Here is a 13,921-nt window from a genome sequence, read left to right as displayed (position 1 = left end):
GACCCATCACAGCTAGGCGTCGCCGTCTTCTTCCAGCGCCTTTGTGATCTTCGCGTTGGCCGCTTCCTCGTGGCCGTCGATGCAGCCGTGATAGCGGCGGTGGATCACCTCGGGAGAGTTGCCGACCCGTCGAGCCACCTCGGCGATCGGCACACCCGCGTTCAGCCAGCGCGTGATGCAAGCGTGCCGCAGGTCGTACGGGCGCCCGGCCAACGGCGAGTCGACACGCTCAGGCGGGAGGGCGAGCAGCCGCGCTTCCTCCCACACGCGCCAGTACGTTGATGAGCCGACGACTCCCCCGCGCTCGTTGCCGAACACTCGCCCTTCCTTGGCGGTCCCGAACTCCTTCAGATGGTTCCGCAGCACCGCGACCAGGACGGGCGGGATAGGGACCGGACGATCCGTGTCCGCCTCTCGTGCCTTCAGGCCCCGGCGGTCGTGCCGCTCCCCTGAGTCAGTCCACTGCTTACCGGAGACGGGACGCGTCTCCCGCAGCGTCAGCGTGCCCCAACCCGCCTCTGGTAGATGGCAGTCAGAGAGCCTCAGCCCGACCGCCTCAGCGGGCCTGAGCCCCGCGTAGTACAGGACTGCGTAGAAGGCCACCAAGCGGCGCCCACGGTTGCGGTCCCACGAACCGACGTAGGAGACGGCGGTGAGCAACTGGCGCCCCTGTACGGCGTTCACCAGGACGCGCCGGTCCACCACCCCACCGGAGCCTCCGCGCTTCTTGTGTGCCCCTTGGAGTGGGTTCTCCGGTAGCTCCTTCGTGGCCACTGCGTGTTCGAGGGCCGTGTTCAGGACCCGCCGGCGCCGCTTGTTCGTCTCCCCCGCCGCCGGGGTGCCGTCCAGTCGATAGCTGAGGCGGTACAGCACGTCCTCGAACACCTCAAGGTCAACCAGGTCGGCAACCGGCCGGTCCTCATTCGTGAGCCACTCGTATGCGGCTTTCAGTTCGGCAGGCGGGTCCTGTCCCGCGTTCGCGGGGACGATCGCCCACCGGAACGCAAGCCGCAGGTGCTTGTCCTCGGGAGTCTTATCGCTTCGCTTCACCATGGCCAGCGCCACGGCGGCAAGTCCGTCCGCCATGCCCTCACGGGTCTTGGCGGCGCTCATACGCCACCGTCCGGCGACGTACCTCCGGCAGAATTCGAACCACCGCACCGACGGTTTGGCCTCAGCCGCAGTTGCCGCCGCTTCATCCGCCGCACGGACCTCAGACTCAGGCTGCCCACTTGCGATCTCGAACGCTTCGCCCCGGCGCATGGCCTGCCGCAACTCCGAGCGTCGGTTATCGGCAAGAGCCGACGTCGCGAACGTCGCGCTGCTGACCTTCCCGCCTACGACCCACCGAAGCTGATACGGGCGTGCCTTGCGGTCGACCTTCGTGACCTTCCACAGCCGGACATCGAGCGAGTACCCCGGCCGGGCCTCCCCGTGCGGGCGGAGAGGCGGAGTGCCTTCGGTCGTGCTCACGCGGCGTCCTCCCGCTCCGAAAGCCACCGCTCGTACTCCGACCTGCGGATGCGGACATCGCCGTTCGGTAGCTTGATCGAGCGGGGGCCCTTCCCGAGTTGGCGCCACCGGTAGAAGGTCGACGGCGCGACCTTCAGATCGGCGAGAACCTCCTGAACGGTCATCTTCTCGTCCACCGTTCGAGCGCTCATGCCGCCGTCCTCTCAAGGATCGGGGGGTTCCGGGTCGATTCGGGCAGGTGGCGGGTCGACCGGTTCGTGTAGGCGAGTCGGGCCAGTAACGGCAGGTCGACCGGGCGGATGACGGGACGGGTCGGGTCGACCGACCGCAGCAACAGCAGGGCGATCGAGAGGGGGAAGCGGTCGGCCTTGCGGTCGTTGCAGGACCGGCAGGCCAGTACGAGGTGCCGGGCCGACCAGGTGCGGAACAGGGAGACCGGGGCCACGTGGTCCAACGTCGCTTCCAGCGGCGTGGCGAACGGGCTACGGCAGTAGGCGCAGTGCTGTCCGTCGCGCTCGGCAAGGCGCGCCTTGCGGTTGCGGCGGGTCTTGGCCTTGAGCTTGTAGGTGGCGTGCAGGCTCACGGCTACCACCCCACCCGTACGGGCCGCAGCCACGTGCCGTCAGGACCCGCCGGCGGAGTCGCCCCGAGCGCGTAGCCGGCGCCGTCCAACCGCACGATCAGCGGCGAGGGTTGGCAGACGTCGGCCCACAGCAGGGCGAAGCAGAACCGGCGGCGGTGGTAGTCCGGCAGCGCCTGCCGGTACAGCCAGTCCCTCCCCGCCGTGACGACTTCGCCCGGCGACGCGGGAGCGGCGAACTCCCGGCCCATGGCCTCCCCGAGGCGCATGAGCGTCGGGGTGGGGAGCAGGGCGGCACCCTGCCGGATCGCGCGGGAGACCAGCAACGGGGCCCGCCGCGCGGTGACCGCGTCGACCTGGTGGTGCCGGTAGGCGTCCGACAGGTACAGCGCCACGGCCGCCTCCCCGGCCGTCATGGGGCGGGAGCGGGCCCCGGCGTACCAGAAGGACAGGGCGAGCCGGTAGGCGAACGTCCGGCAGGTGTCCGTCTCACGGAACTCCCCCAGCTCGAACACTGCGAACGTCGCGACGACTTGGGCGAGCCCGGCCGGTCCCAGCACGGCCACGGAGGCGCGCAGGACGCGGTACAGGTCGTCCGTGGTCGGCACCCGCCCGCCGAGTTCGTTGTCCGCGCCCGCCTCGAACAGGGCGGCGGCCACCTCCATCGGAGACCATTCCAGACCCCCGGCGGGGACGGTGGGGAAGCCCTCACCGCCCCGGCGGCGCTCCCGCCGTGCCAGGGGCACGGCGGGAGCGGCCGGGGCCGTCACGCGGGCGTACAACGCGTTCAGGCCGTCGGTGTTCACGCGGCGCTCTCCTGAACCGTCGGCCCGCTGACGTACTGGAGCAGCGCGTTCACGGCCTGCGTGTGCAGGCCACGGGCGCGGTCATAGGTCAGGTCGAGGCGGGCGGCGGCCTTGCGGACGCTCAGGCCGTCCTGGATAACCAGGGTGATGAGCTGGCGCTGTACGGCGGGCAGGATCGCCAGCATGCGGTGCAGGTCGAGGGAGGCCGAGACGGTCTCTTCCGGCCGGGACAGTTCGTCGGCGGCGGGGAAGTCGAACGGGCGGTCGTCGTCATCGATCGGGCTGGCGAGCCGCTCGTGACGCTGCGGGTCGTGGTGGCGGCGGTAGGTGCCGATCACCCACCGGGCGTGCATGGCCAGCCACGGGTGCAGCTCTTCCGCGTCCTTCCACTCCTCCACCTTGTCCAGGGCCAGACCCGCGTTGATGAACGTGTCGTGGGTCAGGTCCTCGGCAAGGTGGTAGTCGCCCACGATGCGGTGGATGCGCGCCAGCAGCCACGGCTGGTAGCGGGCGTAGATCCGGCCGAGCCGTTCGGCGTTCAGGGCCTGCGGCTCGGTCGGCTCGGGCAGGCCGAGCACGCTCGCGGACTCGCCGTAGACCGCCGTCAACAGGCGGCGGTACAGGGCGTTCGGCGTCTTGTCGCCGCTCTCCCACGTCCTGATGATCGAGGCCACTGACCGGTAGTGCACCGAGATGCTCACGTCCTGCGTGACAGCCTCGCGACGCAGACGCATCACCAGCTCAGGCAGGTCCCACCCACGCGCCTCACGTGCCGCGCGCAGCGCCGTCATCAGCGTCGCGGGAGCGGGCGCTAACGACGTGTTAGCTGCACTCTCGACACACCGTTCCGTCATGGTTCCAGGCATCATGGAGACACCCCTTCTGGGTCGGGGAGCGGCTATCTGCTTGGCGGTAGGGAGCCGCTCCCTGTTGCGTGTCCCGGTTGTCCCGGGCACGACGAACTGGACCCAACCCTCAACTGGCTTGCGCCAGTTGGGCTGGTGAGACTCAGTGAACTGGCTCACGCCAGTTGCGTCAAGCACTCGCACCAAACTGGCTTGCGCCAGTACGTACACTGGCGGGAGCCACTTAGAAGGGGTCGGCATGGCCAACGAGGACAGGACTCCAGCAAGTCAGCGCATCGCCGCAGAGCTGCGCGACGCCATCGACGTCGGCACGTACGCACCAGGCGCACGGCTTCCATCCACGCGGACCCTGGCGGAGCGATATGGAGTCGTCCGCAACACCATCGATGAAGCGCTGAAGATTCTTCAGCAGCAAGGCGTAATCACGGTGGAGTGGGGCCGGGGTGCGTTCGTTCGGGAAAGGACCCGGCTAATCCGCTTGGGAAGCGATCGGTACTCGCCAAAGTATCGTGAGAGCGGCCTCTCCCCATTCTTGATTGAATGCGCGAAGCAGGGGAAAACTGGCCGCTTTGAAGTGCTGTCAGTCGGAAAGGCCAAGCCGGATGCAGGGGTCGCCGACCGCCTCTCCCTCTCACCCAGCAGGGAATCTGCGCTGCGACGTGAAAACGTATTCTACGCCGACGATGTCCCGGTCTACCGGGTCACCACATGGATTCCCTGGGATGTCGCGCAGGGTACGGGATTGCTCGAAGCCGAGGTTCCCCATCAGTACGGAATTCACGGCGTTCTCGAAGAGCAGGGCCACACAATGGCCCGAATCAACGATGAAATCAGCGCGCGCATGCCCAACCCTGATGAAGCCCGCTATCTGGCCCTCCCGCCTGGTGTGCCGGTCATTGAGGTCGTGCACACGAGCATTGACCAGCAGGGAAGCGCTTATGAGGTGACGAGCTTCGTCATGCGGGCCGACATGAACGGACTCGCCTACAACGTCCCCGTCGAATAGCCCCAGGAGGACACGATGGGCCAACCTGAGCAGCATGGTGACATCGTCATTCGCCCACGGACAGCACACGACGTAGCAGCGGCCGGCGAAGTGCTGCGCGAGGTGTTCGCCATCGACGGCTACCCGGTCGAAGGGGTAGCGGACCCGATTGCCTGGCTTACGCCTCCACGCCTAGTCAGAGCGTGGGTGGCAACCGAGGCAGCCTCGATAGTCGGCCACGTTTCCGTAAGTGAAATCTCGGGAGATTCTGTCCCGCTCTTCCCCGAGTCAACAGAGCGCGCCAGTGGGGAACAGAGTGCCGTGCTTGAAAGGCTGTTCGTGAGCCCAGCAGCCAGAGGGAAACAGGTCGGCGCGCAGCTCGTAGTAGCTGCGACGGAGTACGCCGTTGAGACCGGGGTGCGCCTTTTCTTGGAAGTTCTGGCTAAAGACAAGGCTGCCATCCGGCTCTACGAACGCCTTGGTTGGACGTTTATCGGGGCTGCCTCCCACGCGTACGGCAACGCGGAGCGCGCCGAATCTAGGTGGTACAGAGCACCTTGAGCGGCCGTAGCGATCGCTAGCAGCACCGAGCGACCCGGCCAAGCTCCGTTTTCGGCGAGAAACCGGGGCTCGGCGCTGTGAGGTGCTAGGCGCTAGCTCCCTGCTCACAGGGCAAATGAGGTGCTAGCAGGGGTGCTAGAGCTAGCAGCCCGTGGTGCTAGCTCTAGACCGGCCAGCGCGCCCTGTCTGGCTACGCAAAGCGATGGAAGGAGCGGCCTACGGCCGCGAGACCCTTGGCGGCTCGCTGCGCTCGCGCTGCGACGGCCGCCGTCCGGGCCCGGCAGCGTTGCGCGGGCGGTCGCCGTCCGGGGAAGAGACCACTCCGCCGGCGCGGGTGACCTCTTCCCTTCTCCCCCGCCGGGTGCCAGGTGGGGTGCTTCCTGCTGACCACGGGTTCTTGGGCAGGACGCTCACCCCTGAATCGGTGCCGCCCATGCAGTGACGGAGCGTGGCGGGGAACCCCCTTCGGCCCCGGAACCCCGCCGCACAAACCGCAGAATACGCAAAAATAGCCTGACCTGCGGAAACGTGGCGCCCGGGAGCTCCCGCGTTAATCCCAGAAATTCCGCAAAAATAGCTGAGGGCCCCCGATCCGCCGTTCACCCCCGAGGGGTGGACACTGTACGTGACGGATGCCTGCCAGCCCGAGTCACCCACCGGCCGACGGCACGCCGCGAGCGCAGCGAACCAACAGACGCCCGTCCGCAGGGAGGTCCGTATAGCACTCTCTGTAGTCACCAGAAGGGCCCAAAAGGTCGCTTGCGGTAGCAAGGGGGGTCGCTAGCGCTAGCGACCCTGCTAGCGACCCAAACAGCACCTGATCAGGTTGCTAGCGACTAGCGACTGACGTGCGAGAACACGGTTCCCGCGCCGGAACGAGGGTTCTCGGGCGTTCGGAGTGTCGCTAGCGCCTCACGAGAGACGGTCACGTGGAGTTACGTCGACTGTGCGGGGTCCGTTCCCCTCCGGTGATCGTTGCACCCTGTGACTGTCCGTCGGGGACACGCGGCCGTCCGGGGGCCCTCAGCTATTTTTGCGGAATTTCTGGGATCCCCGCAGTCCGCGCCCCCGCCCCGACCGATCGCCCAGGCGATCTGCGGGGCGGCTTCCTGTGCGGCCGTCGCCGGGCTGTGACCTGCGGAAAGTCACACCCCCAGACCCTGTGTCGTCATCTTGGCGACGCAGTTTTTCCTGCCGCTGTGGCAAGGAGACCCGCAAATGGCACTCGTCTCATCACGCTCCATCCGTCACGACCGGGCTCGGACGGCCTCGGTCACCACGATCGGCCAGAGGTAGAAACGCCATGACTCACGACACCCACGCCGGAGCCGACCAGCCCGGTGGAAGCCGTGCGGGAGACGCGTCCGGCGAAGCGCCGGCGCTCGACCCGCGCCGCTGGCTCGCCCTGATCATCGTTCTGGTGGCCGGGTTCATGGACATGCTCGACGTGACGATCGTCAACGTCGTCATCCCGAGCATCCAGAAGGACCTGCACGCCGACTACACCCAGATCGAGTGGGTCGTGGCCGGCTATGTACTGGGCTTCGCCGCCCTGCTGATCACCGGCGGCCGGCTCGGTGACATCTACGGCCGCAAGAAGATGTTCCTGATCGGCGTGGCGGGCTTCACCATCGCCTCGACGCTCTGCGGTGTGGCGAGCGGCCCCGGCATGCTCATCGGCGCGCGCTTCTTCCAGGGCACCATGGCCGGACTGATGGTCCCGCAGATCCTGGCGATCATCCATGTCACGTTCCCGTCCGAGGAGCGCGGCAAGGTGCTCGGCATCTGGGGCGGTGTGCTCGGCTCCGCGTCGGTGGCCGGTCTGATCGTCGGCGGTGTGCTGGTCGACGCGAACATCGCGGACCTGGAGTGGCGTCCGATCTTCCTGGTCAACATCCCGGTCGGCATCGCCGCCCTGATCGCCGCCTGGTTCTTCGTAGGGGAGTCCAAGTCGGCCGCCGCGCCCAAGCTGGACCCGATCGGCGTGGTGATCGCCGTGACCGGCATCCTGATGCTGGTCTACCCGCTCGCCGAGGGCCGTGCGCTCGACTGGCCGGCCTGGACGTTCGTCCTGATGGGCGGCTCGGTCGTGGTGTTCGGCGTGCTGGTCGTCTTCGAGCGCTACCGCACCCGGACGGTGGGCTCACCGCTGGTGGTGCTCAGCCTCTTCAAGGAGCGGGCGTTCACCGCGGGCATGCTGGTGTGGACACTGTTCTGGATCGCGCTGGGCGGCTTCTTCCTGGTGTGGACGCTGTACATGCAGCTCGGGCTCGGCTGGTCGCCCATGCGCGCCGGTCTGACCGGCGCGGCCTTCGCGGTCGGCGCCGCCGCGGGCTCCGGCCTCGCGGTCGAGGTGTTCACCCCGCGCATCGGACGCCTCACGCTGATCGGCGGGGCGCTCCTGAACGCGCTCGGCTTCGCCGCGTACATCTTCGTCGCCCACCACTACGGCCCGGACATCCCGTCCTGGCAGATGATCGCGCCGCTGGTCGTCACCGGCTTCGGCTTCGGTCTGGTGGTCGCCCCGATGATCGACGCGATCCTCACCAAGGTGCCCGCCAAGGACGCGGGCTCCGCCTCCGGTCTGCTCGGCACCACCCAGCAGGTCGGTATGGCGCTCGGCGTCGCCCTGGTCGGGGTGCTCTTCTTCGGCCACCTCGCCAGCGACTCCGACCACGGCGTCGACAAGGTCACCCCGGCCCTGCGCCAGGAGCTGGTCACCGCCGGGGTCCCGGCGGGCGGCGTCGACGACATCGTCAATGGCTTCCGGGCGTGTGTGCACGACCGGTCGGCCGAGTCGGACCCGACCAAGGTCCCGGCCAGCTGTCAGCCCTCCTCGGTGGCGGGCGCCGACAAGGTCCAGTCGATCCTGACCGAGCAGGGCCAGGAGGCCGTCAGCCACAACTTCGTCAAGAGCTTCGACCTCAGCCTCTGGTACGGGGTCGGGATCCTGGTGCTCGTGGCGCTCGGCATGTTCGCGCTGCCCCGCGAGGTGCACGCGCGCGACCTGGACGCGGAGTTGGAGGCACTGGGCGAGCCGGTCGCCCGGGGAGTGTGAGGCGGCGGCGCTGACGCAGGACCGCTCTGCCGTACGACAGCTCTGACGCAGGACCGCTGCGACGCAGGACCCGAACTCCCCGTAGGCGTACGCCGGTTGATCAGGCCGACGCGCGCTTGCGGGGAGTCGTCTTCTTCGCGGCCGCCTTCTTGGCCGTCGTCGCGGTGGACTTCTTGGCGCCCGCGGCGGAGGACTTGGGGGACGCGGCCGACTTCTTGGCGGCGGCCTTGGAGGTCGACTTGGCGGCGGTCTTGGAGGTCGTCTTCGTGGCGGTCCCGGCCGTCGTCTTCGTGGCCGCCTTCGCGGTCTTCTTCGCCGGGGCCGTCTTGCGGGCGGCCGTCTTGCGCGGCTTGAGCTCGGTGACCTCGGCCGGCTCCGCCGCCTCCTCGCCGCGCGCCTCCTTGGCCGCGCGCACGCTCTTCTCCAGGGCGGCCATCAGATCGATGACCTTGCCGCCGCCCTTGGTCTCCGGGGCCTCGGCCGGGGGCAGCGCGCCGCCCGCCTTGGAGGCGATGAGGGCCTCGACGGCCTCCCGGTAGTCGTCGTGCAGCGTCTCCACGTCGACCTCGCCGAGGGTGTCCATCAGAGCGTCCGCCAGATCGAGCTCGGCGTCACGGACCTTCACGTCGCTCTCCGGGGCGACGCCCTCGGGGGCGCGGATCTCGTCCGGCCACAGCAGCCCGTGCATCGCGATGACGTCGTCCACCACCCGCAGCATCCCGAGCCGCTCGCGCCCGCGCAGCGCGAACTTGGCGATGGCCACCTTCCGGCTCCGCTTGAGCGCCTCTCTGAGCAAGGTGTACGGCTTGGCCGCCGGGACACCGCTGGCGCTCAGGTAGTACGCCGTGTCGATCTGGAGCGGGTCGATGGAGTCGGCCGGCACGAAGGCGACGATCTCGATGGTCTTGGCGGTGGGCAGCGGCAGCGCGGCCAGGTCGTCGTCGCTGATCGGGACCAGCGACCCGTCCGCGTCCTCGTACGCCTTGCCGATCTCGGACGCGTCCAGCTCCTCGCCGTCCAGGTCGCAGACCTTGCGGTAGCGGACCCGGCCGCCGTCCTCGGTGTGGATCTGCCGGAACGAGATCGAGTGGCTCTCGGTGGCGTTGAAGAGCTTGATCGGAATACTGACCAGCCCAAATGAGATCGCACCATTCCATATGGATCGCACTCTTCATCCCCTTTGCCGGGATTAGTGGGATTCTCATCGTATGACGCCGATCACATGGGTGGAGGGGCGGCGGATCGCGCTCTCCCGCCTGGAGAAGGTGCTGTATCCGGCGACCGGCACCACCAAGGGCGAGGTGCTGCACTACTACGCCTCGGTCGCCGGTGCGCTCCTCGCCCATCTGCACAACCGGCCGGTGTCGTTCCTGCGCTACCCGGACGGCCCCGAGGGCCAGCTCTTCTTCACCAAGAATCCCCCGCCCGGCACACCCTCCTGGGTGAAGACGGCCCCGGTCCCGCGCTCCGAGGACAGCGGCGCGCGCCAGGTGACGGTCCCGGACCTGTCGACCCTGATGTGGGCGGCCAACCTGGTGGTGGAGTTCCACACCCCCCAGTGGCAGGCGGACGCGCCCGCGCGGGCCGACCGCATGGTCTTCGACCTGGACCCCGGGGCCCCGGCGACCGTGGTGGAGTGCTGCGCGGTGGCCCGCTGGCTGCGCGAGCGCCTGACTTCGGACGGCCTGCACGCGTACGCGAAGACCTCCGGCTCCAAGGGCCTCCACCTCCTCGTCCCCCTCGAACCGACCGCCTCCGACCACGTCTCCCGCTACGCCAAGGGCCTCGCCCAGGAGGCCGAGGCGGCGCTCCCCGAGCTGGTCACGCACCGGATGGCGAAGGCACTGCGCCCCGGCAAGGTGTTCGTGGACCACAGCCAGAACGCGGCGGCGAAGACGACGGCGGCGCCCTACACACTCCGGGCGAGGGAGCGGCCGACGGTGTCGGCGCCGGTGTCGTGGCAGGAGGTGGAGTCCTGCCGCGCCCCGGAGGACCTGGTCTTCCTGCTCGCGGACATCGAGCCGCGGCTGGCGGCGGACGGGGACCTCCTCGGCCCCCTGATCAACCTGAACCGGGCGGGGCGGGTGCCGTGAACGCGCCGCGGCCGCCGGTACGGGTGGCGCTGGCGCAGTCGGTACGGGAGCACCAGGAGCCCGCGCAGCAGCGGGGCGCCGGACGGGCGCACCACGGGTCGTACCACCGCTCGGGTGGGCCGGATGAACATGGCTCAGCCTTCCTCTCGTACCGCGGCCAGGGCCGCCCTGACCTCCGCCAGGCGCTCCGGCGGGATCCGGACCGACCCGGCGACGTGGCCGCCCGCGGCCCGCACCCCCTTCGCCGCCTCCTCGGCCCACAAGTGCTCGATCAGGACGACCAGCGCACAGCTGCCCAGGTCGAGCAGGCCGGCCGCCTCCTTGACGTCCTCCGGCCCGATCAGCCGCTCGACGCCCTCGCCGACCAGCACCCCGGCGAGCTCCTCGAACGCGTCGAGCTCGGCGGCCAGCACCTCACCGGCGGCGGTCCTGGTGACCACCAGCGCGTCGACCATCCGTACGGCGCGGGATCTGCGCACGCCCACCAGCGAGTCGACGGCCTGCACCCGAAGCTGCTCCTCGGGGAAGGCGAGGACGATGAACTCCACGGGCCCCATGGCCGTACTCCTCAGTGACGGTCCGTCAGTTTCCCCACCCCTCGGCACACTATGACATAAGGGGACATAGGCGTCCTCGCTTGCTACGTTGCCCGCTATGACCGCACCGACGGCGGCGGACGAGCCCCCGCCCGCCCCCCGCCTCGCCAGACGCCGGGGCGTCGAACTCTCGCTGCTCGTCTGCGCCGTCCTCGCCTCGGTCTACGGATACGCGGACGTCGGACTCGCCAGGAGCGGCGCCGTCCCGCCCGACGCGGCGCGCCACGGCGCCGGGCTCGGGCTGCTCGCCCTGCTCGCCCATCTCGCGGTCCGCCGGCGCGCCCCGCACGCCGACCCGCTGCTGCTGCCCATCGCGGTGCTGCTCAACGGGCTGGGCCTGGTGCTGATCCACCGCCTCGACCTGGAGACCCCGCACAGCACGGCCGCCGCCACCCAGCTCGTCTGGTCCACGATCGGCGTCGGGCTCTTCACCGCGGTCGTCCTGGTCCTGCCCGACCACCGCGTCCTGATGCGGTACACCTATCTCTCGGCCGCCTCCGCCCTGGTCCTGATGGTGGTGCCGATCCCGTTCCCCGCCGTGAACGGCGCCAAGATCTGGATCCGGCTCGGCGGACTCTCCTTCCAGCCGGGCGAGTTCGCCAAGATCCTGTTCGCGGTCTTCTTCGCCGGCTACCTGGCCGCCAACCGCCACGCGCTGGCGTACACCGGCCGCCGCGTCTGGCGGCTCCAGCTGCCCACCGGCCGGGTGCTCGGCCCGATCGTGGCGATCTGGGTGCTCAGCGTCGGCGTGCTGATCCTGGAGCGCGACCTCGGCACCTCGCTGCTCTTCTTCGGCCTCTTCGTGATCATGCTGTACGTGGCGACGGGCCGCACCGGCTGGATCGCGGTCGGGCTGCTGCTCGCGGCCGTCGGCGCGGCGGCCGTCGGCGCGCTCGAACCGCACGTCCACAGCCGGGTGCAGGACTGGCTCCACCCGTTCGCCTCCATCGACGCGGGCCAGGGCCCCGGCCAGCTCGCCCAGTCGCTCTTCGCCTTCGCGGCGGGCGGCATGTCCGGCACCGGCCTGGGCGCGGGGCACTCCGTGCTGATCGGGTTCGCCGCCAAGTCCGACTTCATCCTGGCGACGGCGGGCGAGGAGCTGGGCCTGGCCGGGCTGACCGCCGTCTTCCTGCTGTACGCGCTGCTCGTCGCCCGGGGCTACCGCGCCGCGCTCACCCTGAGCGACCCGTTCGGGCGGCTGCTCGCCGTCGGGCTCGCCTCGATCCTCGCCCTCCAAGTGTTCGTGATCGCGGGCGGCGTCACCGGGCTGATCCCGCTCACCGGCCTGGCCATGCCGTTCCTGGCCCAGGGCGGCTCCTCGGTCGTCACCAACTGGGTGATCGTGGCGCTCCTCATCCGGGTCAGCGACAGCGCGCGCACCCCGCACCCGGCCGTGGAGAGCGGCACGATCACCCCCGTCCGGACGGGAAGCCGATGATCCGCCACATCCGCCGCGCCGCCGCCTGCTGTCTGCTCCTGCTGGTGGCGCTCCTGGTGAACGCGGCCCGCATCCAGGTGCTCCAGGCCGACGCGCTCGACGAGAACCCGGCCAACCGCCGTACCACGCTGGCCCGTTACGGCCAGCCGCGCGGCGACGTCCTGGTGGACGGCGACTCCGTCACCGGCTCCAAGGACACCCGCCAGCCGCTGCGCTACGAGCGCACGTACACCGACGGACCGCTGTACGCGCCGGTCACCGGCTACTCCTCGCAGGTCTACGGCACGACGCTCGTCGAGGCCGCCGAGGACCCGGTGCTCTCCGGCACCTCCTCGCTGCTCACCCCGCTGTGGGGCTCCCTCACCCGCAAACGGCAGCCGGGCGGCGACGCGGTCACCACCATCCGGGCCGCCGTGCAGCGGGCCGCCTTCCGGGGCCTGGCCGGCAAGCGGGGCGCGGTCGCGGCCGTGGAGCCGGCGAGCGGCCGCATCCTCGCGCTGGTCAGCAGCCCCTCGTACGACCCGGGGCGGCTGTCGGGGACCGGGCGGGCGGTCAAGGGCGCCTGGGCCGCGCTGAACGCGGACCCCGGCCGGCCGATGCTCAACCGGGCGATCCGGCAGACCTATCCGCCGGGTTCCGCCTTCAAGATCGTGACGGCGGCGGCCGCGCTCGACGCGGGCGCCGTCACCGATGTGGACGCGCCGACGACCACGCCCGACCCGTATGTGCTGCCCGGCACCAGCACCACCCTGCCCAACGAGGCGGACGGCTGCGGCAAGGCCTCGCTGGCGTACGCCGTGCTGGTCTCCTGCAACACGGTGATGGCGCACCTGGGGGTGAAGGTGGGGCTCGCCGGGATGCTGGAGGCGGTGGGGCGGTTCGGCTTCAACGACACCCGGCTGCGGATCCCGTCGGCGGTGGCCAAGTCCAACTTCGACAAGAAGATGGGCCCGGACCAGCTGGCGCTCTCCTCCATCGGCCAGTTCGACACCACGGCGACCCCCTTGCAGATGGCGATGGTCGCGGCGGCGGTGGCCAACGGCGGGGAGCTCAGACATCCGTACCTGGTGGAGCGGACGACCACCGCGCGCGGCACCACGGTCGCCCAGAACGGCCCCCGCGCCTACCACCAGGCGATGAACCCGGCGACCGCGATGCGGCTCCAGCAGCTGATGGTGGACGTGGTGGAGAAGGGCACCGGCACCAACGCGGCCATTCCCGGGGCGAAGGTGGGCGGCAAGACCGGCACCGCGCAGAACGGCGTGGGCAACCGGGGCCACCCGTACGCCTGGTTCATCTCCTGGGCGCAGGCCGCCGACGCGGGCCAGCCGGCGGTGGCGGTGGCGGTGGTCGTGGAGGACGCGGAGGCCAACCGGGCGGACATCAGCGGCGGCGGCGACGCGGCCCCGATCGCCAAGGCGGTGATGGAGGCGGCGCTGGCCGGGTGAGCGCCGCCGCCTCTGCC

General features: G+C 69.9%; 13 protein-coding genes. 6 read left to right on the top strand and 7 right to left on the bottom strand.

Annotated features, from left to right (window positions below; genetic code table 11):
• Nucleotides 1–12 precede the first annotated feature (12 nt).
• From A8W25_RS22070 to A8W25_RS22050, 5 genes are read right to left on the bottom strand one after another with little or no spacing between them, the layout of a single operon-like run.
• Nucleotides 13–1,473 carry a tyrosine-type recombinase/integrase gene (locus A8W25_RS22070; protein ID WP_199831789.1) on the bottom strand — a complete coding sequence of 487 codons (1,461 nt, stop codon included), beginning with the start codon at nt 1,471–1,473 and terminating at the stop codon, nt 13–15.
• Nucleotides 1,470–1,664 carry a helix-turn-helix transcriptional regulator gene (locus A8W25_RS22065; RefSeq protein ID WP_067163915.1) on the bottom strand — a complete coding sequence of 65 codons (195 nt, stop codon included), beginning with the start codon at nt 1,662–1,664 and terminating at the stop codon, nt 1,470–1,472. Before A8W25_RS22065 ends, A8W25_RS22070 begins: the two co-directional genes overlap by 4 nt.
• On the bottom strand, nt 1,661–2,056 hold the full coding sequence (locus A8W25_RS22060; RefSeq protein WP_079126245.1) for an HNH endonuclease: 396 nt from the start codon (nt 2,054–2,056) through the stop codon (nt 1,661–1,663). Before A8W25_RS22060 ends, A8W25_RS22065 begins: the two co-directional genes overlap by 4 nt.
• 2 nt (nt 2,057–2,058) lie before the next feature.
• On the bottom strand, nt 2,059–2,859 hold the full coding sequence (locus tag A8W25_RS22055; protein ID WP_234386524.1) for a hypothetical protein: 801 nt from the start codon (nt 2,857–2,859) through the stop codon (nt 2,059–2,061).
• Complete coding sequence (locus A8W25_RS22050) at nt 2,856–3,593, bottom strand: RNA polymerase sigma factor (RefSeq protein WP_067163913.1); 738 nt, start codon at nt 3,591–3,593, stop codon at nt 2,856–2,858. Before A8W25_RS22050 ends, A8W25_RS22055 begins: the two co-directional genes overlap by 4 nt.
• A gap of 370 nt (nt 3,594–3,963) precedes the next feature.
• Here A8W25_RS22050 and A8W25_RS22045 point away from each other — a divergent pair, with 370 nt between their 5' ends.
• The 3 genes from A8W25_RS22045 (at nt 3,964) to A8W25_RS22040 (ending at nt 8,329) form a co-directional block, all read left to right on the top strand.
• A complete protein-coding gene (locus A8W25_RS22045) occupies nt 3,964–4,731 on the top strand; it encodes a GntR family transcriptional regulator (RefSeq protein WP_067163911.1) in 768 nt (255 codons plus the stop codon).
• Between the two features lie 15 nt (nt 4,732–4,746).
• Nucleotides 4,747–5,271, top strand: a complete 525-nt coding sequence (locus tag A8W25_RS32765; protein ID WP_079126243.1) for a GNAT family N-acetyltransferase — start codon at nt 4,747–4,749, stop codon at nt 5,269–5,271.
• A gap of 1,303 nt (nt 5,272–6,574) precedes the next feature.
• Entirely contained in the window at nt 6,575–8,329 is a 1,755-nt protein-coding gene (locus A8W25_RS22040; RefSeq protein ID WP_067163909.1) for an MFS transporter, read from the top strand.
• A gap of 100 nt (nt 8,330–8,429) precedes the next feature.
• Here A8W25_RS22040 and A8W25_RS22035 read toward each other — a convergent pair whose 3' ends face one another.
• A complete protein-coding gene (locus tag A8W25_RS22035; RefSeq protein ID WP_067163907.1) occupies nt 8,430–9,497 on the bottom strand; it encodes a Ku protein in 1,068 nt (355 codons plus the stop codon).
• Between the two features lie 40 nt (nt 9,498–9,537).
• Between A8W25_RS22035 and ligD the strand changes: the two genes are divergently transcribed.
• The gene (gene ligD / locus A8W25_RS22030; protein WP_067163905.1) at nt 9,538–10,422 is read left to right on the top strand and encodes a non-homologous end-joining DNA ligase; all 885 of its coding nucleotides are present in this window, start codon (nt 9,538–9,540) and stop codon (nt 10,420–10,422) included.
• A 134-nt stretch (nt 10,423–10,556) separates the two neighbouring features.
• Here ligD and A8W25_RS22025 read toward each other — a convergent pair whose 3' ends face one another.
• The gene (locus A8W25_RS22025; RefSeq protein WP_067163904.1) at nt 10,557–10,979 is read right to left on the bottom strand and encodes a DUF6325 family protein; all 423 of its coding nucleotides are present in this window, start codon (nt 10,977–10,979) and stop codon (nt 10,557–10,559) included.
• Between the two features lie 97 nt (nt 10,980–11,076).
• Between A8W25_RS22025 and A8W25_RS22020 the strand changes: the two genes are divergently transcribed.
• Both A8W25_RS22020 and A8W25_RS22015 read left to right on the top strand, forming a co-directional pair.
• Entirely contained in the window at nt 11,077–12,456 is a 1,380-nt protein-coding gene (locus tag A8W25_RS22020) for an FtsW/RodA/SpoVE family cell cycle protein (protein ID WP_067163902.1), read from the top strand.
• Nucleotides 12,453–13,904: a penicillin-binding transpeptidase domain-containing protein gene (locus tag A8W25_RS22015; protein WP_067163901.1), complete on the top strand. Its 1,452-nt coding sequence runs from the start codon at nt 12,453–12,455 to the stop codon at nt 13,902–13,904. The genes A8W25_RS22020 and A8W25_RS22015 overlap by 4 nt, the downstream gene beginning before the upstream one ends.
• Nucleotides 13,905–13,921 lie beyond the last annotated feature (17 nt).

It is taken from the genome of Streptomyces sp. ERV7, assembly GCF_001653515.1.
GTDB lineage: Bacteria > Actinomycetota > Actinomycetes > Streptomycetales > Streptomycetaceae > Streptomyces.
This window is presented reverse-complemented; position numbering and strand designations above follow the sequence as displayed.